Origin of the sequence: Bradyrhizobium sp. LTSP849, from assembly GCF_000938255.1 — a bacterium.
Classification (GTDB): Bacteria; Pseudomonadota; Alphaproteobacteria; order Rhizobiales; family Xanthobacteraceae; genus Bradyrhizobium.
This window is the reverse complement of sequence record NZ_JYMR01000028.1, coordinates 118,111-140,946: the sequence shown is the minus strand read 5'-3', so window position 1 is coordinate 140,946 and position 22,836 is coordinate 118,111. Positions and strand designations below refer to the sequence as shown.

21 protein-coding genes are annotated in these 22,836 nt (G+C 63.5%); 13 read left to right on the top strand and 8 right to left on the bottom strand.

Going from position 1 to position 22,836, the window contains the following annotated elements; translation table 11 throughout:
* Positions 1-3 precede the first annotated feature (3 nt).
* The 7 genes from fba (at position 4) to UB31_RS19755 (ending at position 7,283) form a co-directional block, all read left to right on the top strand.
* On the top strand, positions 4-1,089 hold the full coding sequence (fba, locus tag UB31_RS19785; RefSeq protein WP_045003027.1) for a class II fructose-bisphosphate aldolase: 1,086 nt from the start codon (positions 4-6) through the stop codon (positions 1,087-1,089).
* A gap of 31 nt (positions 1,090-1,120) precedes the next feature.
* Entirely contained in the window at positions 1,121-2,581 is a 1,461-nt protein-coding gene (locus UB31_RS19780; protein WP_045012110.1) for a form I ribulose bisphosphate carboxylase large subunit, read from the top strand.
* 11 nt (positions 2,582-2,592) lie between these two features.
* Positions 2,593-3,000, top strand: coding sequence for a ribulose bisphosphate carboxylase small subunit (locus UB31_RS19775; protein ID WP_045012109.1), 408 nt, complete (start codon positions 2,593-2,595; stop codon positions 2,998-3,000).
* Between the two features lie 96 nt (positions 3,001-3,096).
* Positions 3,097-4,029 carry a CbbX protein gene (gene cbbX / locus UB31_RS19770; protein ID WP_045012128.1) on the top strand — a complete coding sequence of 311 codons (933 nt, stop codon included), beginning with the start codon at positions 3,097-3,099 and terminating at the stop codon, positions 4,027-4,029.
* A complete protein-coding gene (gene rpe, locus UB31_RS19765; RefSeq protein WP_045012108.1) occupies positions 4,026-4,763 on the top strand; it encodes a ribulose-phosphate 3-epimerase in 738 nt (245 codons plus the stop codon). Before cbbX ends, rpe begins: the two co-directional genes overlap by 4 nt.
* A gap of 266 nt (positions 4,764-5,029) precedes the next feature.
* Positions 5,030-6,886 carry a putative bifunctional diguanylate cyclase/phosphodiesterase gene (locus tag UB31_RS19760; protein ID WP_045012107.1) on the top strand — a complete coding sequence of 619 codons (1,857 nt, stop codon included), beginning with the start codon at positions 5,030-5,032 and terminating at the stop codon, positions 6,884-6,886.
* A 184-nt stretch (positions 6,887-7,070) separates the two neighbouring features.
* The gene (locus UB31_RS19755) at positions 7,071-7,283 is read left to right on the top strand and encodes a hypothetical protein (RefSeq protein ID WP_045012106.1); all 213 of its coding nucleotides are present in this window, start codon (positions 7,071-7,073) and stop codon (positions 7,281-7,283) included.
* Positions 7,284-7,304: 21 nt separating this feature from the next.
* Here the strand turns inward: UB31_RS19755 and UB31_RS19750 are convergent, their stop codons facing one another.
* Both UB31_RS19750 and UB31_RS19745 read right to left on the bottom strand, forming a co-directional pair.
* Entirely contained in the window at positions 7,305-8,672 is a 1,368-nt protein-coding gene (locus UB31_RS19750) for an NAD(P)/FAD-dependent oxidoreductase (protein ID WP_045012105.1), read from the bottom strand.
* 40 nt (positions 8,673-8,712) lie between these two features.
* The gene (locus UB31_RS19745) at positions 8,713-9,402 is read right to left on the bottom strand and encodes a GntR family transcriptional regulator (RefSeq protein ID WP_045012104.1); all 690 of its coding nucleotides are present in this window, start codon (positions 9,400-9,402) and stop codon (positions 8,713-8,715) included.
* Between the two features lie 110 nt (positions 9,403-9,512).
* On the opposite strand from UB31_RS19745, the gene UB31_RS19740 reads away from it, so the two are divergent.
* From UB31_RS19740 to UB31_RS19730, 3 genes are all read left to right on the top strand, one after another.
* Positions 9,513-10,400, top strand: a complete 888-nt coding sequence (locus tag UB31_RS19740; RefSeq protein ID WP_045012103.1) for a transporter substrate-binding domain-containing protein — start codon at positions 9,513-9,515, stop codon at positions 10,398-10,400.
* 129 nt (positions 10,401-10,529) lie between these two features.
* Entirely contained in the window at positions 10,530-12,059 is a 1,530-nt protein-coding gene (locus UB31_RS19735; protein WP_045012102.1) for a Do family serine endopeptidase, read from the top strand.
* Positions 12,060-12,329: 270 nt separating this feature from the next.
* Positions 12,330-12,692, top strand: coding sequence for a hypothetical protein (locus tag UB31_RS19730; protein ID WP_045003061.1), 363 nt, complete (start codon positions 12,330-12,332; stop codon positions 12,690-12,692).
* A gap of 12 nt (positions 12,693-12,704) precedes the next feature.
* On the opposite strand, the gene UB31_RS19725 is transcribed toward UB31_RS19730, so the two are convergent.
* A complete protein-coding gene (locus UB31_RS19725) occupies positions 12,705-12,968 on the bottom strand; it encodes a DUF6496 domain-containing protein (RefSeq protein WP_045003016.1) in 264 nt (87 codons plus the stop codon).
* 84 nt (positions 12,969-13,052) lie between these two features.
* On the bottom strand, positions 13,053-13,247 hold the full coding sequence (locus UB31_RS19720; RefSeq protein WP_045012101.1) for a DUF3072 domain-containing protein: 195 nt from the start codon (positions 13,245-13,247) through the stop codon (positions 13,053-13,055).
* A gap of 115 nt (positions 13,248-13,362) precedes the next feature.
* On the opposite strand from UB31_RS19720, the gene UB31_RS19715 reads away from it, so the two are divergent.
* Positions 13,363-13,584 (top strand): hypothetical protein, encoded by a 222-nt coding sequence (locus tag UB31_RS19715; RefSeq protein ID WP_045012100.1) that lies wholly within the window; start codon positions 13,363-13,365, stop codon positions 13,582-13,584.
* Positions 13,585-13,602: 18 nt separating this feature from the next.
* Positions 13,603-13,812, top strand: a complete 210-nt coding sequence (locus UB31_RS19710) for a hypothetical protein (protein ID WP_045003013.1) — start codon at positions 13,603-13,605, stop codon at positions 13,810-13,812.
* A gap of 106 nt (positions 13,813-13,918) precedes the next feature.
* Here the strand turns inward: UB31_RS19710 and UB31_RS19705 are convergent, their stop codons facing one another.
* Both UB31_RS19705 and UB31_RS19700 read right to left on the bottom strand, forming a co-directional pair.
* The gene (locus tag UB31_RS19705; protein WP_045003012.1) at positions 13,919-14,167 is read right to left on the bottom strand and encodes a hypothetical protein; all 249 of its coding nucleotides are present in this window, start codon (positions 14,165-14,167) and stop codon (positions 13,919-13,921) included.
* A 94-nt stretch (positions 14,168-14,261) separates the two neighbouring features.
* Positions 14,262-14,519, bottom strand: coding sequence for a hypothetical protein (locus UB31_RS19700; RefSeq protein ID WP_045003011.1), 258 nt, complete (start codon positions 14,517-14,519; stop codon positions 14,262-14,264).
* Between the two features lie 57 nt (positions 14,520-14,576).
* Here UB31_RS19700 and UB31_RS19695 point away from each other — a divergent pair, with 57 nt between their 5' ends.
* Positions 14,577-14,882: a hypothetical protein gene (locus UB31_RS19695; protein WP_245306023.1), complete on the top strand. Its 306-nt coding sequence runs from the start codon at positions 14,577-14,579 to the stop codon at positions 14,880-14,882.
* Here the strand turns inward: UB31_RS19695 and UB31_RS19690 are convergent.
* Positions 14,879-16,369 carry an HWE histidine kinase domain-containing protein gene (locus tag UB31_RS19690; protein ID WP_045012098.1) on the bottom strand — a complete coding sequence of 497 codons (1,491 nt, stop codon included), beginning with the start codon at positions 16,367-16,369 and terminating at the stop codon, positions 14,879-14,881. The genes UB31_RS19695 and UB31_RS19690 overlap by 4 nt on opposite strands.
* A 12-nt stretch (positions 16,370-16,381) precedes the next feature.
* Positions 16,382-22,672 (bottom strand): HAMP domain-containing protein, encoded by a 6,291-nt coding sequence (locus UB31_RS19685; protein WP_045012097.1) that lies wholly within the window; start codon positions 22,670-22,672, stop codon positions 16,382-16,384.
* Positions 22,673-22,836 lie beyond the last annotated feature (164 nt).

Below are 22,836 nucleotides of genomic sequence, written 5' to 3'. Positions count from 1 at the left end.
TTCATGGCTCGTATCACCCTTCGCCAATTGCTCGATCACGCCGCGACCCACGGCTATGCCGTGCCGGCGTTCAACATCAACAACATGGAGCAGGGGATTGCGATCATGCAGGCGGCGGCCGAGGTTGATGCGCCCGTGATCATCCAGGCCTCGCGCGGCGCGCGCAGCTATGCCGGCGATCTCATGTTGTCGCACATGGTCGATGCGCTGGAGCGGACCTATCCCGATATTCCGCTGTGCATGCATCAGGACCACGGCAATGACGAGGCGACATGCGCGTCCGCCATCGCCCACGGCTTCACCTCGGTGATGATGGACGGCTCGCTCAAGGCCGATGCCAAGACCGCAGCCGATTACGACTACAACGTCGCGATCACCCGCCGCGTCGTCGATCTCGCGCATTGGGTCGGTGCCTCCGTCGAAGGCGAGCTTGGTGTTCTCGGCTCGCTCGAACACGGCGGCGGCGAGCAGGAGGATGGCCATGGCGTCGAAGGCAAAGTGAGCCACGATCAATTGCTGACCGATCCCGACCAGGCCGTCGATTTCGTTCGTGCCACCAAGGTTGATGCACTTGCCATCGCGATGGGCACCTCGCACGGCGCCTACAAGTTCAGCCGCAAGCCGGACGGCGACATTTTGGCGATGCGGGTGGTCGAGGAGATCCATCGGCGGTTGCCGAACACGCACCTTGTAATGCACGGGTCGTCTTCGGTGCCGCAGCCGCTTCAGGACATGTTCAATGCGTTCGGCGGTGAGATGCCGCAGACCTGGGGTGTGCCGGTCGAGGAGATCGTCCGCGGCATCAAGAGCGGCGTGCGGAAGGTCAACATTGACACGGATTGTCGCCTCGCGATGACCGCGGTGTTCCGCAAGGTCGCCGCGCAAACCCGCTCCGAGTTCGATCCGCGCAAGTTCCTCAAGCCGGCGATGGATGCGATGCGCGAGCTGTGCCGCGACCGTTTCGAGCAGTTCGGCACCGCAGGCCACGCCAGCAAGATCAAAGTCATTCCCTTGAGCGAGATGGCCCGGCGGTACCGCGCCGGCGAACTCGACCCGCAGATAGATGCCCGCGAGCCGGTCGCCGCCTAATCATTCAGAGAGAGAAGAGCAGGAGAGAGCCATGAACGCACACGCAGGAACGGTCCGCGGCAAAGAGCGCTATCGCTCGGGTGTGATGGAATATGCGCGCATGGGCTATTGGGAGCCCGACTATGTGCCGAAGGACACCGACGTCATCGCGCTGTTCCGCGTGACGCCGCAAGAGGGCGTCGATCCGATCGAAGCGTCCGCGGCAGTTGCCGGTGAATCCTCGACCGCAACCTGGACGGTGGTGTGGACCGATCGCCTGACCGCGGCGGAGAAGTATCGCGCAAAGTGCTATCGCGTTGATCCGGTGCCGGGCACGCCTGGCTCCTATTTCGCCTATATCGCCTATGACCTCGACCTGTTCGAGCCGGGCTCGATCGCCAACCTCTCGGCCTCGATCATCGGCAACGTCTTCGGATTCAAGCCGCTGAAGGCACTGCGGCTGGAGGACATGCGCTTCCCGGTCGCTTATGTGAAGACGTTCCAGGGCCCGGCGACCGGCATCGTGGTCGAGCGCGAGCGGCTCGACAAATTCGGCCGGCCGCTGCTGGGCGCGACGGTGAAGCCGAAGCTCGGGCTTTCCGGTCGCAATTACGGCCGCGTGGTCTATGAGGCGCTGAAGGGCGGGCTCGACTTCACCAAGGACGACGAGAACATCAACTCGCAGCCCTTCATGCACTGGCGCGACCGCTTCCTCTATTGCATGGAAGCCGTCAACCGCGCCCAAGCCGCCTCCGGTGAGGTGAAGGGCACCTACCTCAACATCACCGCCGGGACGATGGAGGACATGTATGAGCGCGCGGAGTTCGCCAAGGAGCTCGGATCGTGCATCGTCATGATCGATCTCGTGATCGGCTACACCGCGATCCAGTCCATGGCGAAATGGGCGCGACGCAATGATATGATCCTGCATCTGCATCGTGCCGGCCACTCGACCTATACGCGGCAGAAGAGCCACGGCGTGTCGTTCCGCGTCATCGCTAAATGGATGCGGCTCGCCGGCGTCGACCACATCCATGCCGGCACCGTGGTCGGCAAGCTCGAGGGTGATCCCAACACCACGCGCGGCTATTACGATGTCTGCCGCGAAGATTTCAATCCGACCAAGCTCGAGCATGGCCTGTTCTTCGACCAGTCCTGGGCGAGCCTGAACAAGATGATGCCGGTCGCCTCGGGCGGCATCCACGCCGGTCAGATGCACCAGTTGCTCGATCTGCTCGGCGAGGACGTCGTGCTGCAATTCGGCGGCGGCACCATCGGCCATCCCATGGGGATTGCGGCCGGTGCGATCGCCAACCGCGTGGCGCTGGAGGCGATGATCCTCGCCCGCAACGAGGGATGCGACTACGTCCATGAGGGTCCAGAGATCCTGGCCAGGGCGGCCGAGACCTGCACGCCGCTGAAGGCCGCGCTCGAGGTCTGGAAGGACGTGAGCTTCAACTATCAATCCACCGACACGCCGGACTTCGTGCCGACGGCGCTGGAAACGGTCTAGGGAGTCACAAGATGAAACTGACGCAAGGGTGTTTTTCATTCCTGCCCGATCTCACCGATGATCAGATCACCAAGCAGGTGCAATATTGCCTCGCCAATGGCTGGGCGGTGAACATCGAGTTCACCGACGACCCGCATCCCCGCAACACCTATTGGGAGATGTGGGGACTGCCGATGTTCGATCTCCAGGATGCCGCCGGCGTGATGATGGAGCTCGCCGAATGCCGCCGGGTGTACGGCGACCGTTACATCCGCATCAGTGGCTTCGATTCCAGCCATGGCTGGGAGTCGGTGCGGATCTCGTTCCTGGTGAATCGCCCGCCGCAAGAGGCCGAGTTCGAGCTGGTGCGGCAGGAGGTTGGCGGGCGCGCAATCCGGTACAGCACCGTACGCAAGCCGCCCGCGCACGCGCCGCAATAGCCATTCCTCTCCGCGCGGAGCTCTCCCTGCTCCGCATCCTTGGCGGACCACTGCTTCGCCGCCCCCCGCGGCGAAGCTCTTTTCTTCGAGGTGCCGATGCTCGATGTCCCCCATGCAACGATGACCGATCACAGCGAGGCCAGTTTCGATCTCCGCAAGGAAGCCGAAGCGGCCGGGATCACCGCGACGCTGCAACAGCTCGAGCAGGAGCTGATTGGGCTGCGGCCGGTCAAGAACCGCGTACGCCAGATTGCGTCGCTCCTGCTGATCGAGCGGATCCGTCAGCGTGCGGGACTGGCCTCTGCGCCGCCGACGCTGCACATGTCGTTCACCGGCAATCCCGGCACCGGCAAGACCACCGTGGCGCTACGCATGGCCAAAATCCTGCACGGCCTTGGCTTCGTGCGGCGCGGACAGGTGATCTCGGTGACGCGCGACGATCTCGTCGGCCAGTATATCGGCCACACCGCGCCGAAGACCAAAGAGATATTGAAGAAGGCGATGGGCGGCGTGCTGTTCATCGATGAGGCCTATTATCTGCACCGGCCCGACAACGAGCGCGACTACGGCCAGGAAGCGATCGAGATTCTGCTCCAGGTCATGGAGAACCAGCGCGAGGATCTCGTGGTAATCCTGGCCGGCTATGGCGAGCGGATGACGAGCTTCTTCGCCTCCAATCCCGGCTTCCGCTCGCGCATTGCCCATCACATCGACTTTCCGGACTATGCGGAGGCCGAACTGCTCGTCATCGCCGAGCTGATGTTGAGGGAGCGCGGCTATCGCTTCTCGGCTGCGGCATGCGAGGCCTTTGAAAGATACATCGCGCTACGCCGGACCCAGCCGTTCTTCTCCAATGCGCGCTCGATCCGCAACGCGGTGGACCGTATTCGCCTGCGTCAGGCCGATCGCCTGGTCTCGGACCTCGACCGCATGCTCGATGTCGCTGACCTCGAAACCATCGATCCGGCCGATATCCTCGCGAGCCGTGTGTTCAGCGGCGGAGCCGACGTCCGGAGTGCAAAGCCATGACACGAGAGATATTCATCACGCCCTCGATCCTGGCTGCGGATTTCGTGCGCCTCGGCGAAGAGATCGCGGCGATCGATGCGGCCGGCGCCGACTGGATCCATTGCGACGTCATGGATGGGCATTTCGTGCCGAACATCAGTTTTGGCGCCGACATCATCAAGGCGATCCGGCCACTGACAAAGAAGACGTTCGATGTGCATCTCATGATCGCACCGGTCGATCCCTATCTCGAAACCTTCGCGAAGGCGGGCGCCGACGTCATCACGATCCATGCTGAGGCCGGTCCGCATCTCGATCGCTCGCTTCAAGCGATCCGCACGCTCGGCAAGAAGGCCGGCGTCAGCTTGTGCCCCGCCACGCCCGAGAGCGTGATCGAATATGTGCTCGATCGTATCGATCTCGTGCTGGTGATGACGGTCAACCCGGGCTTCGGCGGTCAGTCCTTCCTCGAATCCCAGCTCGAGAAGATCAGGCGGATCCGGACCATGATCGGCGACAGGCCGATCCGGCTCGAAGTCGATGGCGGCGTCACGCGCGACAATGCCGCGGCTGTTGCCGCCGCTGGCGCAGATACGCTCGTGGCAGGTTCCGCCGTGTTCCGCGGCGGGAATAGTGCCGACTACGCCGGCAATATCGCGGCCATTCGCATCGCCGCCGAAGGCGGGCGGGTTCCGAAAATCCAGGATAATTCCGCGCAGGCGGTGCGAGTCGGCGAGACCGCGCGCCTCCGGTAGACTACGGATGGATCGGGCGATGAAGGTTCCTTGGTGTCGATTGTACCAGGGCGCGCCACTTTTCTCCGGGGTTCTACGGAGGATGCCGCGCAATGCGATCGGCTCCCTTCATGGCGGGGTAACCAACGCGCCTGAGACGAAAGTGCGATTAACGCCCGCGCAATGCTAAACGTCTCAATCTGCGGTTTAGGAACGCAAGAGAGCGCGGGGATGCGGATCGAATCTTTCTGCGGGCATGAGGCCCGCACGCGGCGTGGAGCGATGGCATGACCATGCATCGCCTGCTCGCCGAGCAGCTTCGCTGTGCCACTGACACGAACGGACAGGTCGACGTCGTCAAGCTCGGCGAACTCGTCAGCGCGGCCTACGAGGCGGGCGACCGCGATCGCCAGCGCGCGATCGACGCGCGCGCGCACACGCACGATGAGGTCGAGCAAGATCTGCTACGGACCCAGGAGTTTCTCGACACCATCGTCGAGAACATCCCGATCGCGGTGTTCGCGAAATGCGCCAAGGACTCCCGCTACATTCTGCTCAACCGCGCCGGCGAGGACTATTACGGCCTGCCGCGTGAACAGATGCTGGGCAGGACGCCCGAAGAGATTTTCCCGGCGGACGTCGCCCGCGTGGTCACGGAGCAAGACCGCAGGGTTGTCGCCAGTGGCATGCCGATGTTCCTCGAGGAGCATATGCTCGAAGTGGGCGTCAAGGGCCACGACCGCGTGATCAATTCGCGCAAGATGCTGATCACGGATGAGGCGGGCGACCCGCAATATCTGGTCGGCGTGATCGAGGATGTCACCGAACGCATCACGACCCAGGAACGGATCAGCCATCTTGCACATCATGATGCCTTGACCGACCTGCCGAACCGCAGCGCTTTCAACGCGACGCTGAGCGAGCGGCTGGAGCGGGCGCGGGAGGCGTCGACCAGTTTTGCGATGCTGAGCCTCGATCTCGACCGCTTCAAGGAGGTCAACGACGTATTCGGCCATCCCGTCGGCGACATGCTGATGCGCGCGGCGGCCGACCGCCTCGCCGCGGAGGCCGATGGCGCCTTCGTCGCCCGCATCGGCGGCGACGAGTTCATGATCCTGATGCCGGACGAAGTCTGCCGCGAAGAGGTGCTGGCGCTCGGCGAGCGCCTGGTCACGGCGATAGGCAACGAACTCGAGGTCGACGACTATCTCTCTCATGTTGGCTTGAGCGTCGGCATCGCGGTCTATCCGGATGACGGCGTGGATGCGGCCACGCTGCTCGCAAACGCCGATTCCGCGCTCTATCGCGCCAAGCGTGAGGGCCGGGGCAGGGTTCGCTTCTTCCAGTCCGAGATGGATCAGGAGCTGCGCGACCGCAGGCTGTTGCAGCACGATTTGCGACAGGCGCTCGAGCAGAACCAGCTCCTCGTCTATTTCCAGCCACAAGCGCGGATGGACGGCGAGGTCATCGGCTTCGAGGCGCTGCTGCGCTGGAACCACCCGACGCGGGGATTCGTGCCGCCCGACCAGTTCATTCCGCTGGCCGAGGAGAACGGGCTGATCATCCAGATCGGCGAATGGGTCTTGCGCGAGGCCTGCCGCGAGGCGGCGTCCTGGCCGCGGCCGCTGCAGGTGGCGGTCAATCTCTCACCGGTCCAGTTCCAGGCCGGCGACCTCGAACGGTCGATCCACCAGATTCTGCTGGAGACCGGGCTTGCGCCGACGCGGCTCGAGGTCGAGATCACCGAGGGCGTGCTGATCGGCGATTTCCCCCGCGCGCTCAATTTGCTGCGGCGGCTGAAGGCGCTCGGCATCCGCATCGCGATGGACGATTTTGGCACCGGCTATTCCTCGCTGTCCTATCTCCAGTCGTTCCCGTTCGACAAGATCAAGATCGACCGCAGCTTTATCTCCAACCTCGAAGCGACACCGCAATCGGCGGAGATCGTCCGCGCGGTCCTGAGCCTCGCCCATGCGCTGAACATGCCGGTCGTCGCCGAAGGGGTCGAGACGGAAGCGCAGCGCGACTTCCTGGCGCGCGAGTCCTGCGAGGAGATGCAGGGCTATCTCGTCGGCCGTCCCGATCTGATCGAGCGGTATCTCGATCTGATCGGCGTCACCGTGGAACGTCGCCTCTACGCTTAGCAAGCTGGCCCGGCAAGCCAAGTTCCACGTGCAAGCCTGCGCGTTTGGAACTAAAGTGCGCATGCGCATTTCTCAAAAGTTAACTGCGATCAGGCGCGCTGTGCACGCAGCAAATGTTTTGCACAACCGCCATCGGCCTGACGCAAATCAGGGCAATAAGCCCTGTGAACGCGAGGGAGGTCTCATGGAGAACGTACGTCGCTACCGCGCGCTGGCGTCCCTCTGTCGTCAGCAGGCGGCCTACCGGCCGCTTCAGAACTGGGAGCTCCTCGGCCAGGCCGAACATTTCGAACATCTCGCCGAGATCGAGCTCAAAGCGCACTTCGCAGCGTGCAATGCGAAAGGCGAGGATGACGCCATCGTAGCAGCGGCATGGGAGACCCCAGCTGCTGCGTGAGCGTGTCAGGCTCGCGGGCGATCACAGCAAGCCGCGGCTCTCTGCGCTCTCGAGTTCATCCATGAGCGCCTTGTTCTCATAGCGCGCGAGCGAGAGCACGCTGGCGAAGGATGGAGCCGGCGCGCCGACCACGGCACGGGCGCAGAGGTCGCCTGCCGCGCACGCCGACATCGTGCCGTAGCCGGACAGCGCGGCCGTCAGGAACACGCCCGGCGTCTTCGCGGCCCCGATCAACGGCCAGTTCTCTTTCGTCATCGGATAGAAGCCGCCGTAATGCACGCGGTCGCGGGGCAGGGCGCCGAGATATTGCCCGAGCGCAGGCTGGAGCCGGCTCGCGGCGCGAAGCACGATCTCCGGGAAGTAGGGATTGAGCTCGGGTTCGCGGGTCGGCTCAGACGGTTCCGCGTTGAAGGCCCAGCCGAGCTTGATCCATTGACCGTGGTCGCCGCCGTCGGGGCGGCAATGAATGCTGCCCGGCATCGGTTCCAGCAGGCGGGCCAGCTCGGGGTCCGCGGCGAGTGCCTCGCGTTCGTCGGCCGACCAGCCGAGGGTCTGGCCGTCGAGATCGATCGCAAATGGCATCTTGCGATCCACCGCGCGGTTGCGGTCGACGAAGGCGATCTTCTGCTGAAGCACGTTCAGGATCGGCAGCTTCTCGCCATGCATCGCCGCGATGTGTGCCGCGAACGGGCCGGCGGCGTTGACGATGATATCGGCCTTGATGCTCTGCCGCTCGCCATCGGCGATGATTTCGACCACGAAGCGGTCGGTCTTGGCGATGCCGACTACGCGCGCCCGCTGAAACTGCGCACCCAGCGGGCGCATTGTTTCCAGCATGTACTGGCCGAGCTGCTGACCGCTGATGTCGCCGGCCCTGCGGATGTGCAGTGCCGTGGCGATCCCCCTGTCGAAGGCCGGATAATATCGCTGGATGAGGTCGCGGCCGAGCAGCACGTCGACGCCGTCGGGCGCGGTTTGCCAGTCTTCGGAGAGCGCCGGCGAATAGTTCCTGCTCACGCCTTCGTGCGGGCGGATCAGTTTCGACGCCGAAGCGCCATAGCCCGCGTATAATTGCCGTAGCAGCTCTTCCGGCCTCTCCTCGCGTGTCACCAGAAGATAGCCGCGCCGCGTCATGTTGAAGCGATTGTCCGTGCGGCGTGCGATGTCTTCCATCAGGTCGGTGCTGTGGTCGGTGAAGGCCGCCATGGTCTGATGCGGCCACCAATTGCGATAGTTTTCGCCCGATTGCGCCGACGTCAGCGCCATCGGCTGGCCTTCGTCCACGATCAAGAGGTGTGAGCGCTTGTGCTCGACGGCAAGATAATAGGCTGTCGCAAGGCCCGCGATGCCTGCGCCAATGACCAGGATTTCGACGTCGTTCGCTTTCAAGCGCAGTCTCCTTCAACTCGATGGCCGATCGATCGCCGGATCAATCGGCCTCGTTCCGCGATGCATGACGCTGCGCCGATCGCAGCGTCTTCTGCGTCTGCACGATGTGCTCGCGCAGCAGGCGCACGGCTTTCTCGACCTCGCCGCCGCGGCAGAATTCCAGCAACTGGTAGTGCTCTTGCTGCGGACGATCCTTGCCGGTGGCACGCGACACGAGCGCGCGCGTGAAGCGGCCGACATGGCCATAGTTCGCCTCGATCATCGCAAGCAGGCGCGGACGATTGCAGGGCGCGTAAAGCGCCTTGTGGAAGCGCCAGTTGAACGCGCCCCATCTTTCCGCATCGGGTTCCTCGTCATAGGAGCGGAGGATATCCCTGGCATCGTCGAGATCGATATCGCCCATGGCCGGGATGGCCAGACGCAACGCGTGACATTCGAGCGCGATGCGAATCTCAAGCAGCTCGATGACCTCATCGATGGAAAGGTCCGAAACGACGGCCCCGCGATTGGGCAGGAACGTCACAAACCCTTCGGCCTCCAACTGCCTCAGCGCCTCTCTCACCGGAATGCGACTGGTGCCAAACCGTTCGGCCAGCTCGTCCTGTCGGAGCTGAAATCCGGGAGCGATCTCGCCCGCGCTGATCGCGCGCCGGAGCGCCTCACGAACGGCGTCGGGCGTGGAGCCGTGAATGCCGCCACTCCGTTGCTTTGCCACTTCACCCGATTTCATCCGGCGTCTCGTCGCAGTTTGCCCAAGCCGATTGTATAAAATCAGTTTGTAGATTATGCAATCGTGTGTATAAAATATTGAGTGATTGTATCCATTATTGGAGTAGCGCCATGAAAGGGCTGTTGTATTCGTTCATGTTTCTGACCGCGGTCGCGGTCCCAGCTCAAGCCCAATCCCCCGGGGGGACGCTAGCCAAGATCAAGGCTGTCGGTGAAATCCGACTCGGGCATCGCGATGTCTCCGTTCCGTTTTCCTATCTCGACGACAACCAGAAGCCCGTCGGCTTCGCGATGGACCTCTGCGCGCGGATCGTTGATGCCGTGAAGGACGAGCTGAAACTCCCCTCGCTTCAGGCAACACTTCAGCCGATCCAGCTCAGTACCCAGATTCCGTTGATCCAGAACGGGACCATCGACATCGTCTGCGGTCCCGCGACCAACACGCTGGAGCGCCAGAAGGTGGTGGCCTTCAGCAACACCATTTTTGTGTCGAGCATTCGCGCCGTGGTCCGCAAGGATGCGGCGATCAAGACGTTCGAGGATCTGAGCGACAAGCCGGTGTCGTTGACCACGGGATCAACGTCGATCGCGCTTCTGTTCACGCGCGGCCAGGAGAAGAACTTTGGGGTCAAGCAAGTGCTGTCTCCGGATCACGCTGCCTCATTCCTGGCGCTGACGACCGGCCGCAGCGAAGCTTTCGTCATGGACGACATCCTGCTCGCCAGTCTCATCGCCAACAGCCAGGCGCCGGACAATTGGCGGATCATCGACGACAACCTTCGCACCGAGCCGTACGGGCTGATCATCCGCAAGGACGATCCGGAATTCAAAGCGTTGGTTGACAAGACTCTGGTCGCGACGATGAACAATGGTCAGTTCGCGGAGCTCTATGCGAAATGGTTCACAAAACCCATTCCGCCGAAAAACGTGAACCTGAATTTCCCGATGCCGGCGCCGTTGAAGGATGCGGTCGCCCATCCGAACGACAAGGGTGTGTGATCGCGCAAAACCCGCGGCCGCTCGCCACGCTTTCTTTGCCAAGATTTAATCGCGTGGACGGGACACCGTAAGGTGGCTGCGCCCATGTTGCGTGCAAGGCGACACCTTCACCAACATGGACATTTCGACATGAACGACCGCGTCAACTCCGACATCTCCACGTCCCGCAAGATTTTGAGGCCGCGCCGGCTGGCGCTGCTTGGTACCGTGGCCGCGCTTGGTGTGGCCGTGCTGGCCGCCTCTCCCGGTTCGTCGCCGCTCAGTGTGAACTCCCTCATTCCGCCGGCGCAGGCTGCTGAGATCGCCGCGACGCCATCGGGCTTCGGCGATCTCGTCGCCAAGGTCAAACCCGCCGTCATCTCGGTGCGGGTGAAGATCGACCAGGACAACGACAAGAGCGCGATGCTGCAACAGAACCGGATGGATTCTGACGAACAGACGCCGTTCGACCAGTTCTCGCGGCAGTTCGGCTTCCCGGGCGGCATGAATGGCATGCCGCGCCAGCGCCACCAAGTGATCACGGGCGAGGGCTCCGGCTTCTTCATCTCCGCTGACGGTTTTGCCGTCACCAACAATCATGTCGTCGACCATGCCCAGTCGGTGCAGGTGACGACGGACGACGGCACGGTCTACACCGCGAAAGTGGTCGGCACCGATCCGAAGACCGACCTCGCGCTGATCAAGGTCGAAGGCAAGAAGGACCTTCCGTTCGTCAAATTCTCCGACCAGAAGCCGCGGATCGGCGACTGGGTGGTCGCGGTCGGCAATCCCTTCGGCCTTGGCGGAACCGTGACTGCGGGCATCGTCTCGGCCAGCGGCCGCGACATCGGCAACGGTCCCTATGACGACTTCATCCAGATCGACGCGCCCATCAACAAGGGCAATTCCGGCGGTCCGGCCTTCGACATGAACGGCAACGTCATCGGCGTGAACACCGCGATCTTCTCGCCCTCCGGCGGCTCGGTCGGCATCGGCTTCGACATTCCGGCCTCGACCGCAAAGCTCGTGGTCGCCCAGTTGAAGGACAAGGGCGCGGTGACCCGTGGCTGGCTCGGCGTGCAGGTCCAGCCGGTGACCTCCGATATCGCCGACAGCCTCGGCCTCAAGGAAGCACGCGGCGCGATCGTCGACAATCCGCAGGACGGCAGCCCGGCGGTGAAGGCCGGCATCGAGGCCGGCGACGTCATTACCGCCGTCAACGGCAATGCGATCAAGGACTCCCGCGATCTCGCACGCACCATCGCCACGCTGGCGCCGGGTACGTCCGTGAAGCTCGACGTCTTCCACAAGGGCGAGAGCAAGACGGTGACGCTCGCGCTCGGCGAGCTGCCGAACGAGCAACAAGCTAAGGCTGGCGAGGACAAGGTGCAGCCGGGCGCCGGCACACCGCGCCTCGGACTGAGCCTGGCGCCCGCAGGTGACGTCCAAGGCGCCGGCCAGAAGGGTGTCGTGGTGACCGAGGTCGATCCCCAGGGACCGGCGGCGCAGCGCGGCATCCAGACCGGCGACGTCATCCTCAATGTTGGCGGCAAGCCCGTCGCTAATGTCGGCGAAGTCCGCTCCGAGCTGGCGCAGGCCAAATCGTCCGGCAAGAACAGCGTGCTGTTGCAGGTGAAGAGCGCGGAGGCGACCCGGTTCGTCGCGGTGCCGCTCGCGTAAGCTGAGCCTGCTCACGCAAATCCAAAAGGCGGCCTGCGGGCCGCCTTTTTCGTTCTGAGCTGAGAGATACCCACAGGCTGCCGATAACATTCTCGTTAACGGCAGCAATGGTGACGGGTTCGTCCGAAAAAGCCGCGTTCGCTCGTCAGACTTCGGAGTCGCGTGTTGCGCTTTGGCGTGAAAACGCCGAGGCGAATTGCAAGCGTGGAACTTCGGACGTCCGGTTGCTTTTTGGAACCCGCCGGTGGTTCGCATTTGATCGGTGCCGATATGGATCGATTGAAGCTCTCGCTGAGGTGTGCGCTGCTCGTGGCGCCGCTCGTGCTGTCGTCCGGAAGCGCCATGGGGCGCGACGACGGTCGCTACGCCGATTCGCCGCTCAAGCCCTGGTTCGACAGCCTGCGCAGCCATCTCGGTCCGTGCTGCTCGGATGCCGACGGCGTTGCAGTCGCCGATCCCGATTGGGAATCGTTCAACGGGCACTATCGGGTGCGCCTTGATGGGCAGTGGGTCGAAGTTCCGGATGAAGCCGTCATCACCGAGCCGAACCGTGCCGGCCGCACCATGGTCTGGCCGGTCAAGACGGCGTTTGGCATTTCGATCCGGTGCTTCATGCCGGGCAGCATGATCTGAGGACGGCAAGTCTTATCGCTTGGCGGATTTGCGCTTCGACGTTTTCTTTGTCGCCGTCTTGGCCGTCTTTCGCTTCGACGTCTTCTTCGGGACCTTCTTGCCCTTCTTGCGCGCTTCGGACAGGCCGATTGCGATCGCCTGCTTGCGGCTCTTCACGCGTCCGCCACGACCGCCCGGTCCGCTCTTCGCGGTACCTTTCTTGTAACGCCGCATCTCGCGCTCGACATCGTCGCCGGCGCTGCGCGAGTAACGGCGCTTCTTTGCCTTGCGTGCCATCAACTCTCTCCCTAAGGCCGAGAGAACGGCTCGAAGCAGGCATGGTTCCGAAACGCGCCGCAGGGCGCGAAGGCAGCAAGCAACCTAGAAGGAATTCGCCAGCTCGATCTCCGCCTCGAGCACTTGGATGCGCCGCGCGGCTTCGACGGAGGACAGCTCACGATCGTATTGCGCGGGCTGGTAGGCCTCCTCACTGAGCCGCTTCAGCCTCATCCCCTGCGCCCGGGACATCTGCTCCATCAGAAAAGCCTTGGCGTCGTATTTACCCTGAACCTGCATGTGCCCTCTCCGTCCTGAATTCGAGACTTGACTATATGTTCTTATTTTGTTCTAACAAGCCATGGACAACAGAATTAATGAAATTCGACGTAAAATCAGCACCTTGAGGCTGGAAATGGCCAATGTCGAGGTGTCCGTGCGCGATCTCGTCAATCGCGATCGCGACTGTTCCGAGCAAGCCCTGGCGCAGATGGATCTGCGCCGGAAAATCAACCTGTTGATCGGCGAATGGAAGGCGGCTGGTGGCGGCGATGTCTTGCCGGACATTCGTGACCGGGTGCGCCTTCGCTCCGTGAAGAAGGTCTATAAGCCGGCAGCTCCAATCGCACGTCGCTGAGACATTTGGAGGCACGCGGTGGAGGAAGACCCGGACGCCTACCGGATTCTGAAACTGCGCGCCGAGATTCTCGAACTGGGCTCCGCGATCCGGCAATTGCAGCGTGAGGGCCTCGACGATGCCGCGGCCCAGCTCCTGATCGCGCGCAAGCGGGCGCAGCTCGACCACCTCGCGAAGACAAATTCCGAAAGCCGCCGCCTAAACATCGCTGACATTCGACGCAGCTAAAGCGGTGGCGCGACGCGACATGCTGGAACTCAGCAATGCCTGCTGCCGAGGCATGACAGCAAAAAGGCCCCGCTCTCGCGGGGCCTTTCGTGAACTTCGGCGACACTTACTTGGTGTTGCTCGTGGCGCCCTTGTTGTTCGACATCGTGCCACCCTGGTCGGAGCCCGGACCGGAACCACCCTGGCCGGAGGCGTCGCTGCCCTTGGACTTCGTGTTGGCACCCGTCGTCTGCGAGGACGAGGTCGAGGTCGAGGATTCATGCTTCGCCTTGTGCGACTTGGCCTGTGCAGCGAAAGGCGCGACGGCAAGGCCGGTTGCCAGCATCACGGCGAGAGCGAGTTTGGTCGTCTTCATGCGCGGGAGCTCCTGAGTTAAATTGACGCAGGCAGCCAACTGCCGTTCACGGCAGGAGTTCCACGCAAAGCACGTCGCAATTTTCACACGTACTTCAAGTTTCCTTGTCCTCGGACAGGATGAACACGACGCCCGTGAGCGTCGCGCCAATCGTAAAGGTCGTCACCAGCGTGATGACGAAGACAAATACCGCCGGAGTTCCGCCGTGGTTCAGCAGGTTGGCGACCGCCGGATTGAACAGAACAAGCGCGAGACCGAAGGCGAGGCCGAGCGCTGCGCCCATCATCGCATGTGTCATCAGTTTGATGACGCCGGCGGGAGAGATCAGGCTTTGCGACTTCTTTGCGCGCATGGAACCGCCCCTCGATTTTGCATGCAACGCAGCCGGCCATCGCAGGTTCCATCCTGCATGAAGGAATTGTCATCACCGGCTTCATCCAGCGTTCATGCCCATCTTGCGAGGATGAATGGCATCAACACGGGAACATTTGATATGGGTAAGGTGGTCTTTCTCTATCGCTCGCTGGCCTATCGCAACGCGGCAGCCGACATGCTGCGCAAGGCGCGCAAGCTGCCGCGTGGCGCGGAGCGGAGTGCGGCCCGCCGTTACGCGACGGCGCTGCGCGATCTCGCACAAACGGAAGCCTGGCTCGAAGGGCGCGTTGCCAATCAACCCCGGTCGGTGCGACGAATGAGGGCTGCCGCGTCGCGTTAGCCCAACGCGCGCTGTAACGCAGGGGAGGTCTCGGCGTCGAACTTGCCCTGCGCTGCCGTGGCCGCAGTCTTGGGAGTCAACGGCACCTCGAGACGGCAAACCAGGCCCTCGGCGCGCCAATCGAATTGAGCTTGTCCGCCGAGCTGGGATTCGACACTCGCCAGCAGGCTCCTTGTGCCGAAGCCGCGTGATTTCGGCGTCCTGACCAGCGGGCCACCGGACTCTTCCCAGGTCAGGATGAGGAGATCGTTCTCGGCCTGCCAGCCAATCGCGAGCCGTCCCGACCGCGTCGATAGCGCGCCGTACTTGGCCGAGTTGGTGAACAGCTCGTGCAGCGCCAGCGCCAGTGTTTGCGCGGTGGCCGGCAGTAGCTGGACCTCGGGACCCGCAAGCTTGATCTGACCGCCAAGCGAATAGGGCGCAAGCTCCTCGTCGATCAGCTTGGAGAGCTCGGCGCCCTGCCAGCTCGACAGCGACAGGATGGTGTGCACGCGCGCCAGCGCATTGATGCGGCCCTCGACCGCGCTGACATAGGCCTTGACCTCGTCGGCGCGGGTGAGGCGCACGATCGACTGCGCCAGCGCCAGCGCGTTCTTGGCGCGATGATCGACTTCCCGTGCCAAAAGATTCTGCCGCTCCTCGGCACGCTTGCGTTCGGTGATGTCGACGGTGACGCCGCTGACGCGAACCACGCGGCCGCTCTCGTTCACCGTCGCCGCCGCCGTGCCGACGCACCAGCGCACCTCGCCGTCTGGGCGGCTGACGCGGAATTCCCCCTCATAGGAACGCGCGCCAGTATTGAATGCAGCGACGGCCTGGCGGAACTGGTCGACATCGTCAGGGTGAAGCAAGGCCTGGATATTCGCCGGACTGACGTTGAACGTCTCAGGCGTCACGCCGAAGATACGGTACTGGCCTTCGTCCCACATCCAGTCGCCGTTGATCCAGTCCCAGTCCCAGGAACCCATCTTGCCGGCGGCGATCGCCATGCTGCGGCGCTGCTCGCTTTCGCGCAGTTTTGCGGTGGAATTCTCCAGTTCCGCCGTCCGTGCGCGGACGCGATCCTCGAGCTCCTGGTTCAGCCGTTCGAGCTCGCGCGTCTTGCGATAGAGTTCGGAAAACACCTTGATCTTGGCGCGCAGCACCTCCGGCACCACCGGCACCGGAACGTAATCGACCGCGCCCATCTCGTAGCCGCGCAACCGGTCGATGTCGGAGACCTGGATCGCCGAGATGAAGATCATCGCTGTCTTCTGGAAGCGCGGATGCTCGCGGATCATCGCTGCGAGCTCGAAACCGTCGAGCTCGGGCATGCAGACATCGACCAGGATCACCGCGATTTCGGTCTTGAGCAGCACTTCCAGCGCTTCGCGACCGGACGAGGCGATCACGAGGTTCTCGCCGAGTTCCTTCAGGATCACTTCGTAGGCGAGCAGCTTGGCCGGCTGGTCGTCGACGAGGAGGATGTTGACCTTTTCGTGGTCCATTCGCGATCCAACTCAGCGGTGCAGCCACATGCGGATCGCAAGCAGCAATTGATCGGTGTTGACGGGTTTGGCGAGGTAGTCGGACGCGCCGGCTTCCAGACATTTCTCGCGATCGCCCTTCATCGCCTTCGCTGTCAGCGCGATGATCGGCAGGCGCAAGAACGCAGGGTTCTCCCGGATCACGCCGATGGTCTGATAGCCATCCATCTGCGGCATCATGATGTCCATCAGCACGATGGCGATTTCCGGATTGGATTCGACCAGTGTCACCGCCTCGCGGCCGGTGGTCGCCGTCAGCACCTTCATGCCGCGCCGCTCCAGCACGCTCGACAGCGCGAAGATGTTGCGGGCGTCGTCGTCGACGAGCAGCGCGGTCTTGCCGATCAAATCCTCGTCGGAACTGTTCAGTTTCTCCAGCATGCGCTGCTTCTCGACCGGCAGTTCCGTGATCACGCGATGCAGGAACAATGCGGTTTCGTCGAGCAGGCGCTCCGGCGATTCCACGCCCTTGACCACGATGCTGCGCGCCATGGTGTGGAGTTCCGCATCCTCCTCGGCGGACAGCTCGCGGCCGGTGAAGACCACCACGGGAATGTTCGACAGCGCTTCGTCGTTACGGATCTGGTCGAGCACCTCGAAGCCGCTCATATCGGGCAGCCGCAAGTCGAGCACCACGCAATCGCAGGGCGCCTCGCGCAGCGTCGAAAGTGCGCCGGCGCCCGTATCGGTCGTCACGATCTCGATATCGTCGTGATGCAGGAGCTCGCGGATCGAGAGCTGCTCGGCCTCGTTGTCCTCGACGATCAGGAGCCGCTTGCGCCGTGGTCGCGCATATTCCTTGATCTGCGTCAGTGCGGCTGAAACGCCCTCCGTCGTCGTCGGCTTGTTGACGAAAGAGAAGGCGCCGCGCGCCAGTGCATGCTGGCGGTCCTCGTCGAGGGTGATGATCTGCACGGGGATATGGCGGGTCAGCGGATTGTGCTTGAGCTGGCTCAGCACGGTCCAGCCCAGCATGTCCGGCAGGAACACGTCGAGCGACACGGCTCTCGGCTGGTACTGTTTCGCAAGCTCGAGCGCTTCTGCGCCACGCGCCGCAACCAGGACCTTGAAGCCCTTGTCGCGCGCGAGGTCGACCAGAATTCGCGCATAATGCGGGTCGTCCTCGACGATCAGCAGGATGCTATCGCCGGGCTCGAGGTTGAGCCGGTCGTCGGGCAACTGCTCGATGACGCGTTCGGGCGCTGTCGTTGCCGGCTGGAGCGCCGGTGGCTGGTTGTATTGCTGCTGCGGCGTGACGCGCGGCGCGAGCGTCGGGCCGGAATATTTCAGCGGCAGATAGAGCGTGAAGGACGAGCCCTTGCCGGGCGAGCTGCGCAAATGGATCTCTCCGCCGAGCAGGCTCGCGAGCTCGCGGCTGATCGCGAGGCCAAGGCCGGTGCCCCCATATTTGCGGCTGGTACCGGCGTCCGCTTGCTGGAACGCCTCGAAGATCAGCTTCTGCTTCTCCAGGGGAATGCCGATGCCGGTATCGGACACCTCGAACGCGATCACGGCCGGTGCGGAGTTCAGCACCGGGTGATCCGTCCCCCAGCCGCCAACTGCGGCGGCGACCTTGAGCCGCACCTCGCCTTCGGCGGTGAACTTGAAGGCGTTGGAGAGCAGGTTCTTGAGAACCTGTTGCAGCCGCTTGGAGTCGGTGACGATGCTGCGCGCGAGGTTCGGATCGACGTCGATCTTGAACGACAAATTGCGGTTCTCCGCTTCGTGCCGGAACGGCCGCCCGACGGTCTCCAGCAGGTTCGCGGTCAGGATTTCCTCGGCGTCGACCGTCACCGTGCCGGACTCGATCTTGGAGAGATCGAGGATGTCGCTGATGAGGTTGAGCAAGTCGGTGCCGGCGCCGTGGATGGTGCGGGCGAATTCGACCTGCTTGCCCGTGAGGTTGCCGTCCGGATTGTCGGTGAGCTGCTGTCCGAGGATCAGGATCGAGTTCAGCGGCGTGCGCAGCTCGTGGCTCATATTGGCGAGGAATTCGGACTTGTACTTCGAGGTCAGCGCGAGCTCGGTCGCCTTTTCCTCCAGCGCGCGGCGGGCTTGCTCGATTTCCTGGTTCTTGCGCTCGACTTCGACGTTGCGCTCAGCGAGCTGCTGCGCCTTCTGCTCGAGCTGGTCATTGGTCTGCTGCAACTCGCGCTGCTGCGTCTGGAGCTCGCCGGCGAGTTGCTGCGATTGTTTGAGCAGGCCTTCGGTCTGCATCGTCGCCTCGATCGAGTTCAGCACGATGCCGATGGAGTCGGTGAGCTGCTCCAGGAACGTCATTTGCGAGGTCGTGAACGAGGTCAGCGACGCGAGCTCGATCACGGCCTTGACCTGACCCTCGAACAGCACCGGCAACACAACGAGGTTCTTCGGCGCGACGCGGAGCAGCGCCGAATTGATCGGAACCACGTCGGCGGGAATGTCCGCCACGACGCGCGGGCGCCGGTCGAGGGCGCATTGGCCGATCAGACCATCACCTAACGGAAGCATGCGCGGGTAGGGATAGAGGCCGTCGCCAGCATAGGACGCGAGCAGCAGCAACTGAGGACTGTCCTCGTTCTCGATCTGATAGATCACGCCGGTATGCGCGTTCACCAGCGGCGAAAGCTCGGTCAGCAGCAGCCGGCCGACTGTGGCGAGGTCGCGCTGGCCCTGGAGCATGTTGGTGAATTTGGCGAGGTTGGTCTTCAGCCAGTCCTGCTCGGTGTTCACGTCCGTCGTCAGACGGAGGTTCGTGATCATCGTGTTGATGTTGTCTTTCAGCTCGGCGAGCTCGCCGCGGGCATCGACCTGGATCGATGGGGTGAGGTCGCCCTTGGTCACGGCGGTCGCAACTTCCGCGATCGCGCGCACCTGCGAGGTGAGGTTGGCCGCCAGCAGGTTGACGTTGCCGGTCAGGTCCTTCCAGGTGCCGGCGGCGCCGGGCACGTCGGCCTGGCCGCCGAGCCGTCCTTCGACGCCGACCTCGCGCGCCACCGACGACACCTGATCGGCGAAGGTCGCGAGCGTCTCGGTCATGTTGTTGATGGTGTCGGCGAGCGCCGCGACCTCGCCCTTCGATTTCACGGTGAGGTTCTGCTTGAGGTCGCCGTTGGCAACCGCTGTCACCACCTTGACGATGCCGCGGACCTGCTCGGTCAGGTTCGCCGCCATGAAGTTGACGGTGTCGGTGAGATCCTTCCAGGTGCCGGCGACGCCGGGCACCTGGGCCTGGCCGCCGAGCTCGCCTTCGGTGCCAACTTCGCGCGCGACGCGCGTGACTTCGCCCGCGAAGGCGTTGAGCTGATCCACCATGGTGTTGATGGTGTTCTTCAGCTCGAGGATTTCGCCCTTCACGTCCACGGTGATCTTGCGCGACAAGTCGCCGCGCGCGACCGCCGTGGTGACTTCGGCGATGTTGCGGACCTGGGTCGTGAGGTTCGCGGCGAGCAGGTTGACGTTGTCGGTGAGGTCCTTCCAGGTGCCGCCGACGCCAGGCACCACGGCCTGACCGCCGAGCCGGCCTTCGGTGCCGACTTCGCGCGCCACGCGCGTCACTTCGGCGGCGAAGGAGCGGAGCTGTTCGACCATGGTGTTCAAGGTGTCCTTGAGCAGCAGGATCTCGCCGCGGACGTCCACCGTGATCTTCTTCGACAGGTCGCCGCCGGCGATCGCGGTTGCGACCTCGGCGATGTTGCGGACCTGGGCCGTGAGGTTCGATGCCATGAAGTTGACGTTGTCGGTGAGGTCCTTCCAGGTACCGGCAACGCCGGGCACTTCGGCCTGACCGCCGAGCTTGCCTTCGGTGCCGACCTCGCGCGCCACGCGCGTCACTTCGCCGGCGAAAGCGTTGAGCTGGTCCACCATGGTGTTGATGGTGTTTTTCAGCTCGAGGATTTCGCCCTTCACGTCCACCGTGATCTTGCGCGACAGGTCGCCGCGCGCCACGGCGGTGGTCACCTCGGCGATGTTGCGGACCTGGGCGGTGAGGTTGCCCGCCATCGAGTTGACGCTGTCGGTGAGATCCTTCCAGGTGCCGGCGACGCCGGGCACGTTGGCCTGACCGCCGAGACGGCCTTCGGTGCCGACCTCGCGCGCCACGCGCGTCACCTCGCCGGCGAAGCGGTTGAGCTGGTCGACCATCGTGTTCAGGGTGTCCTTCAGTTGAAGGATCTCGCCGCGGACGTCGACCGTGATCTTGCGCGAGAGGTCGCCGCCGGCGATGGCGGTTGCGACCTCGGCGATGTTGCGGACCTGGGCGGTGAGGTTGCCCGCCATCGAGTTGACGTTGTCGGTGAGGTCCTTCCATGTGCCGGCGACGCCGGGCACCTGGGCCTGACCACCGAGCTTGCCTTCGGTGCCGACTTCGCGCGCCACGCGCGTGACTTCGCCGGCGAAGGCGTTGAGCTGGTCCACCATGGTGTTGAGCGTTTCCTTCAGCTGAAGGATTTCGCCCGACACGTTCACGGTGATCTTCTTCGACAAATCGCCCTTGGCCACCGCGGTCGCCACTTCGGCGATGTTACGCACCTGACCCGTCAGGTTCGATGCCATCGAGTTGACGCTGTCGGTGAGATCCTTCCATGTGCCGGCGACGCCGCGCACCTGGGCCTGGCCGCCGAGCTTGCCTTCGGTGCCGACCTCGCGCGCGACGCGCGTGACTTCACCGGCGAAGGCGTTGAGCTGGTCCACCATGGTATTGATGGTGTCTTTCAGCTCCAGAATCTCGCCGCGCACGTCCACCGTGATCTTCTTCGACAAGTCGCCGCCGGCGACGGCCGTCGTCACTTCGGCGATGTTGCGGACCTGTGCGGTCAGGTTCGACGCCATCGAGTTGACGCTCTCGGTCAGGTCCTTCCAGGTGCCGGCGACGCCGAGCACATTGGCCTGGCCGCCGAGCCGCCCCTCGGTGCCGACCTCGCGCGCCACGCGCGTGACTTCGCCGGCGAAGGCATTGAGCTGGTCCACGCAGGTGTTGAGCGTTTCCTTCAGCTGAAGGATCTCGCCCGAGACGTTCACCGTGATCTTCTTCGACAGATCGCCGCCGGCGATTGCGGTGGCGACGTCGGCGATGTTGCGGACCTGTGCGGTCAAGTTCGACGCCATGAAGTTGACGTTGTCGGTGAGGTCCTTCCATGTGCCTGCGACGCCGGGCACCTGGGCCTGGCCGCCGAGCTTGCCTTCGGTGCCGACCTCGCGCGCGACGCGCGTCACTTCGGAGGCAAACGAGTTGAGCTGGTCCACCATGGTGTTGATGGTGTCCTTCAGCTCCAGAATTTCGCCGCGCACGTCCACGGTGATCTTGCGGGACAAGTCGCCGCGCGCCACGGCGGTGGTGACGTTGGCAATATTGCGGACCTGCGCGGTGAGGTTGCCGCACATCGCGTTGACGGAGTCGGTGAGATCCTTCCAGGTGCCGGCGACGCCGGGCACGATCGCCTGGCCGCCGAGCTTGCCGTCGGTGCCGACCTCGCGCGCCACGCGCGTCACTTCGGAAGCGAAGGAGCGGAGCTGGTCCACCATCGTGTTGATGGCTTCCTTGAGCTGAAGGATCTCGCCGCGGACGTCGACGGTGATCTTCTTGGAGAGGTCGCCATTGGCGACCGCGATCGTCACCTCGGCGATGTTGCGAACCTGGTTGGTCAGGTTGTTCGCCATCGAGTTGACGCTCTCGGTCAAATCCTTCCAGACGCCGGTCACTTCCGGCACCTGGGCCTGGCCGCCGAGCTTGCCCTCGGTGCCGACCTCGCGCGCGACGCGCGTCACCTCGGAGGTGAACACGCCGAGCTGCTTGATCATCGTGTTGACGATGGTCGCCGATTGCAAAAATTCGCCGCGAAGCGGGCGGCCGTCGACGTCGAGCTTGACGGTCTGGAGCAGGTCGCCCTGCGCAACGGCCGCGACCGCGCGGGTCACCTCGCGCGTCGGCCACAACAGGTCGTCGATCAGTGTGTTGACGGAGCCTTCCATGTCGGCCCAGGAGCCGGAGGCGAGACCGAACTTCACGCGCTGCCGGGTCTTGCCTTCGCGCCCGACGACTTGGCCGACCAGCTCGAGCTGCTGCGCCATGCGCTGGTTGGCTGCGATGATTTCGTTGAAAGTGTCGGCGATCTTGCCGTCGATGCCGAGATAGTCGCCGCTCATGCGCACGGAAAAGTCGCCGCTGCGCATGGCCTGAAGCGTGAGCAGCAGCTCCTGCCGGGAGTCCGGCTCTGAGGTGCCGTTGATTTTGGGTTTAGGGACGCGACGACCGGATCGTGAAGGTCCGGGATCGAGGTCGCTCATATCATTCCCCCGCAGGCGTCGCGAATCCAAGGCACGACGCATTAGCCGAAATAGAGCGTCTGCCGAATCGCAAATCAAGCGCCATGGTTGTGGCGCCCGGAAATGGAACCTGCTTCGCTCAGCCCGGTTCAAATAACCGCCGTGAATGCAATTGGTTCCATTCG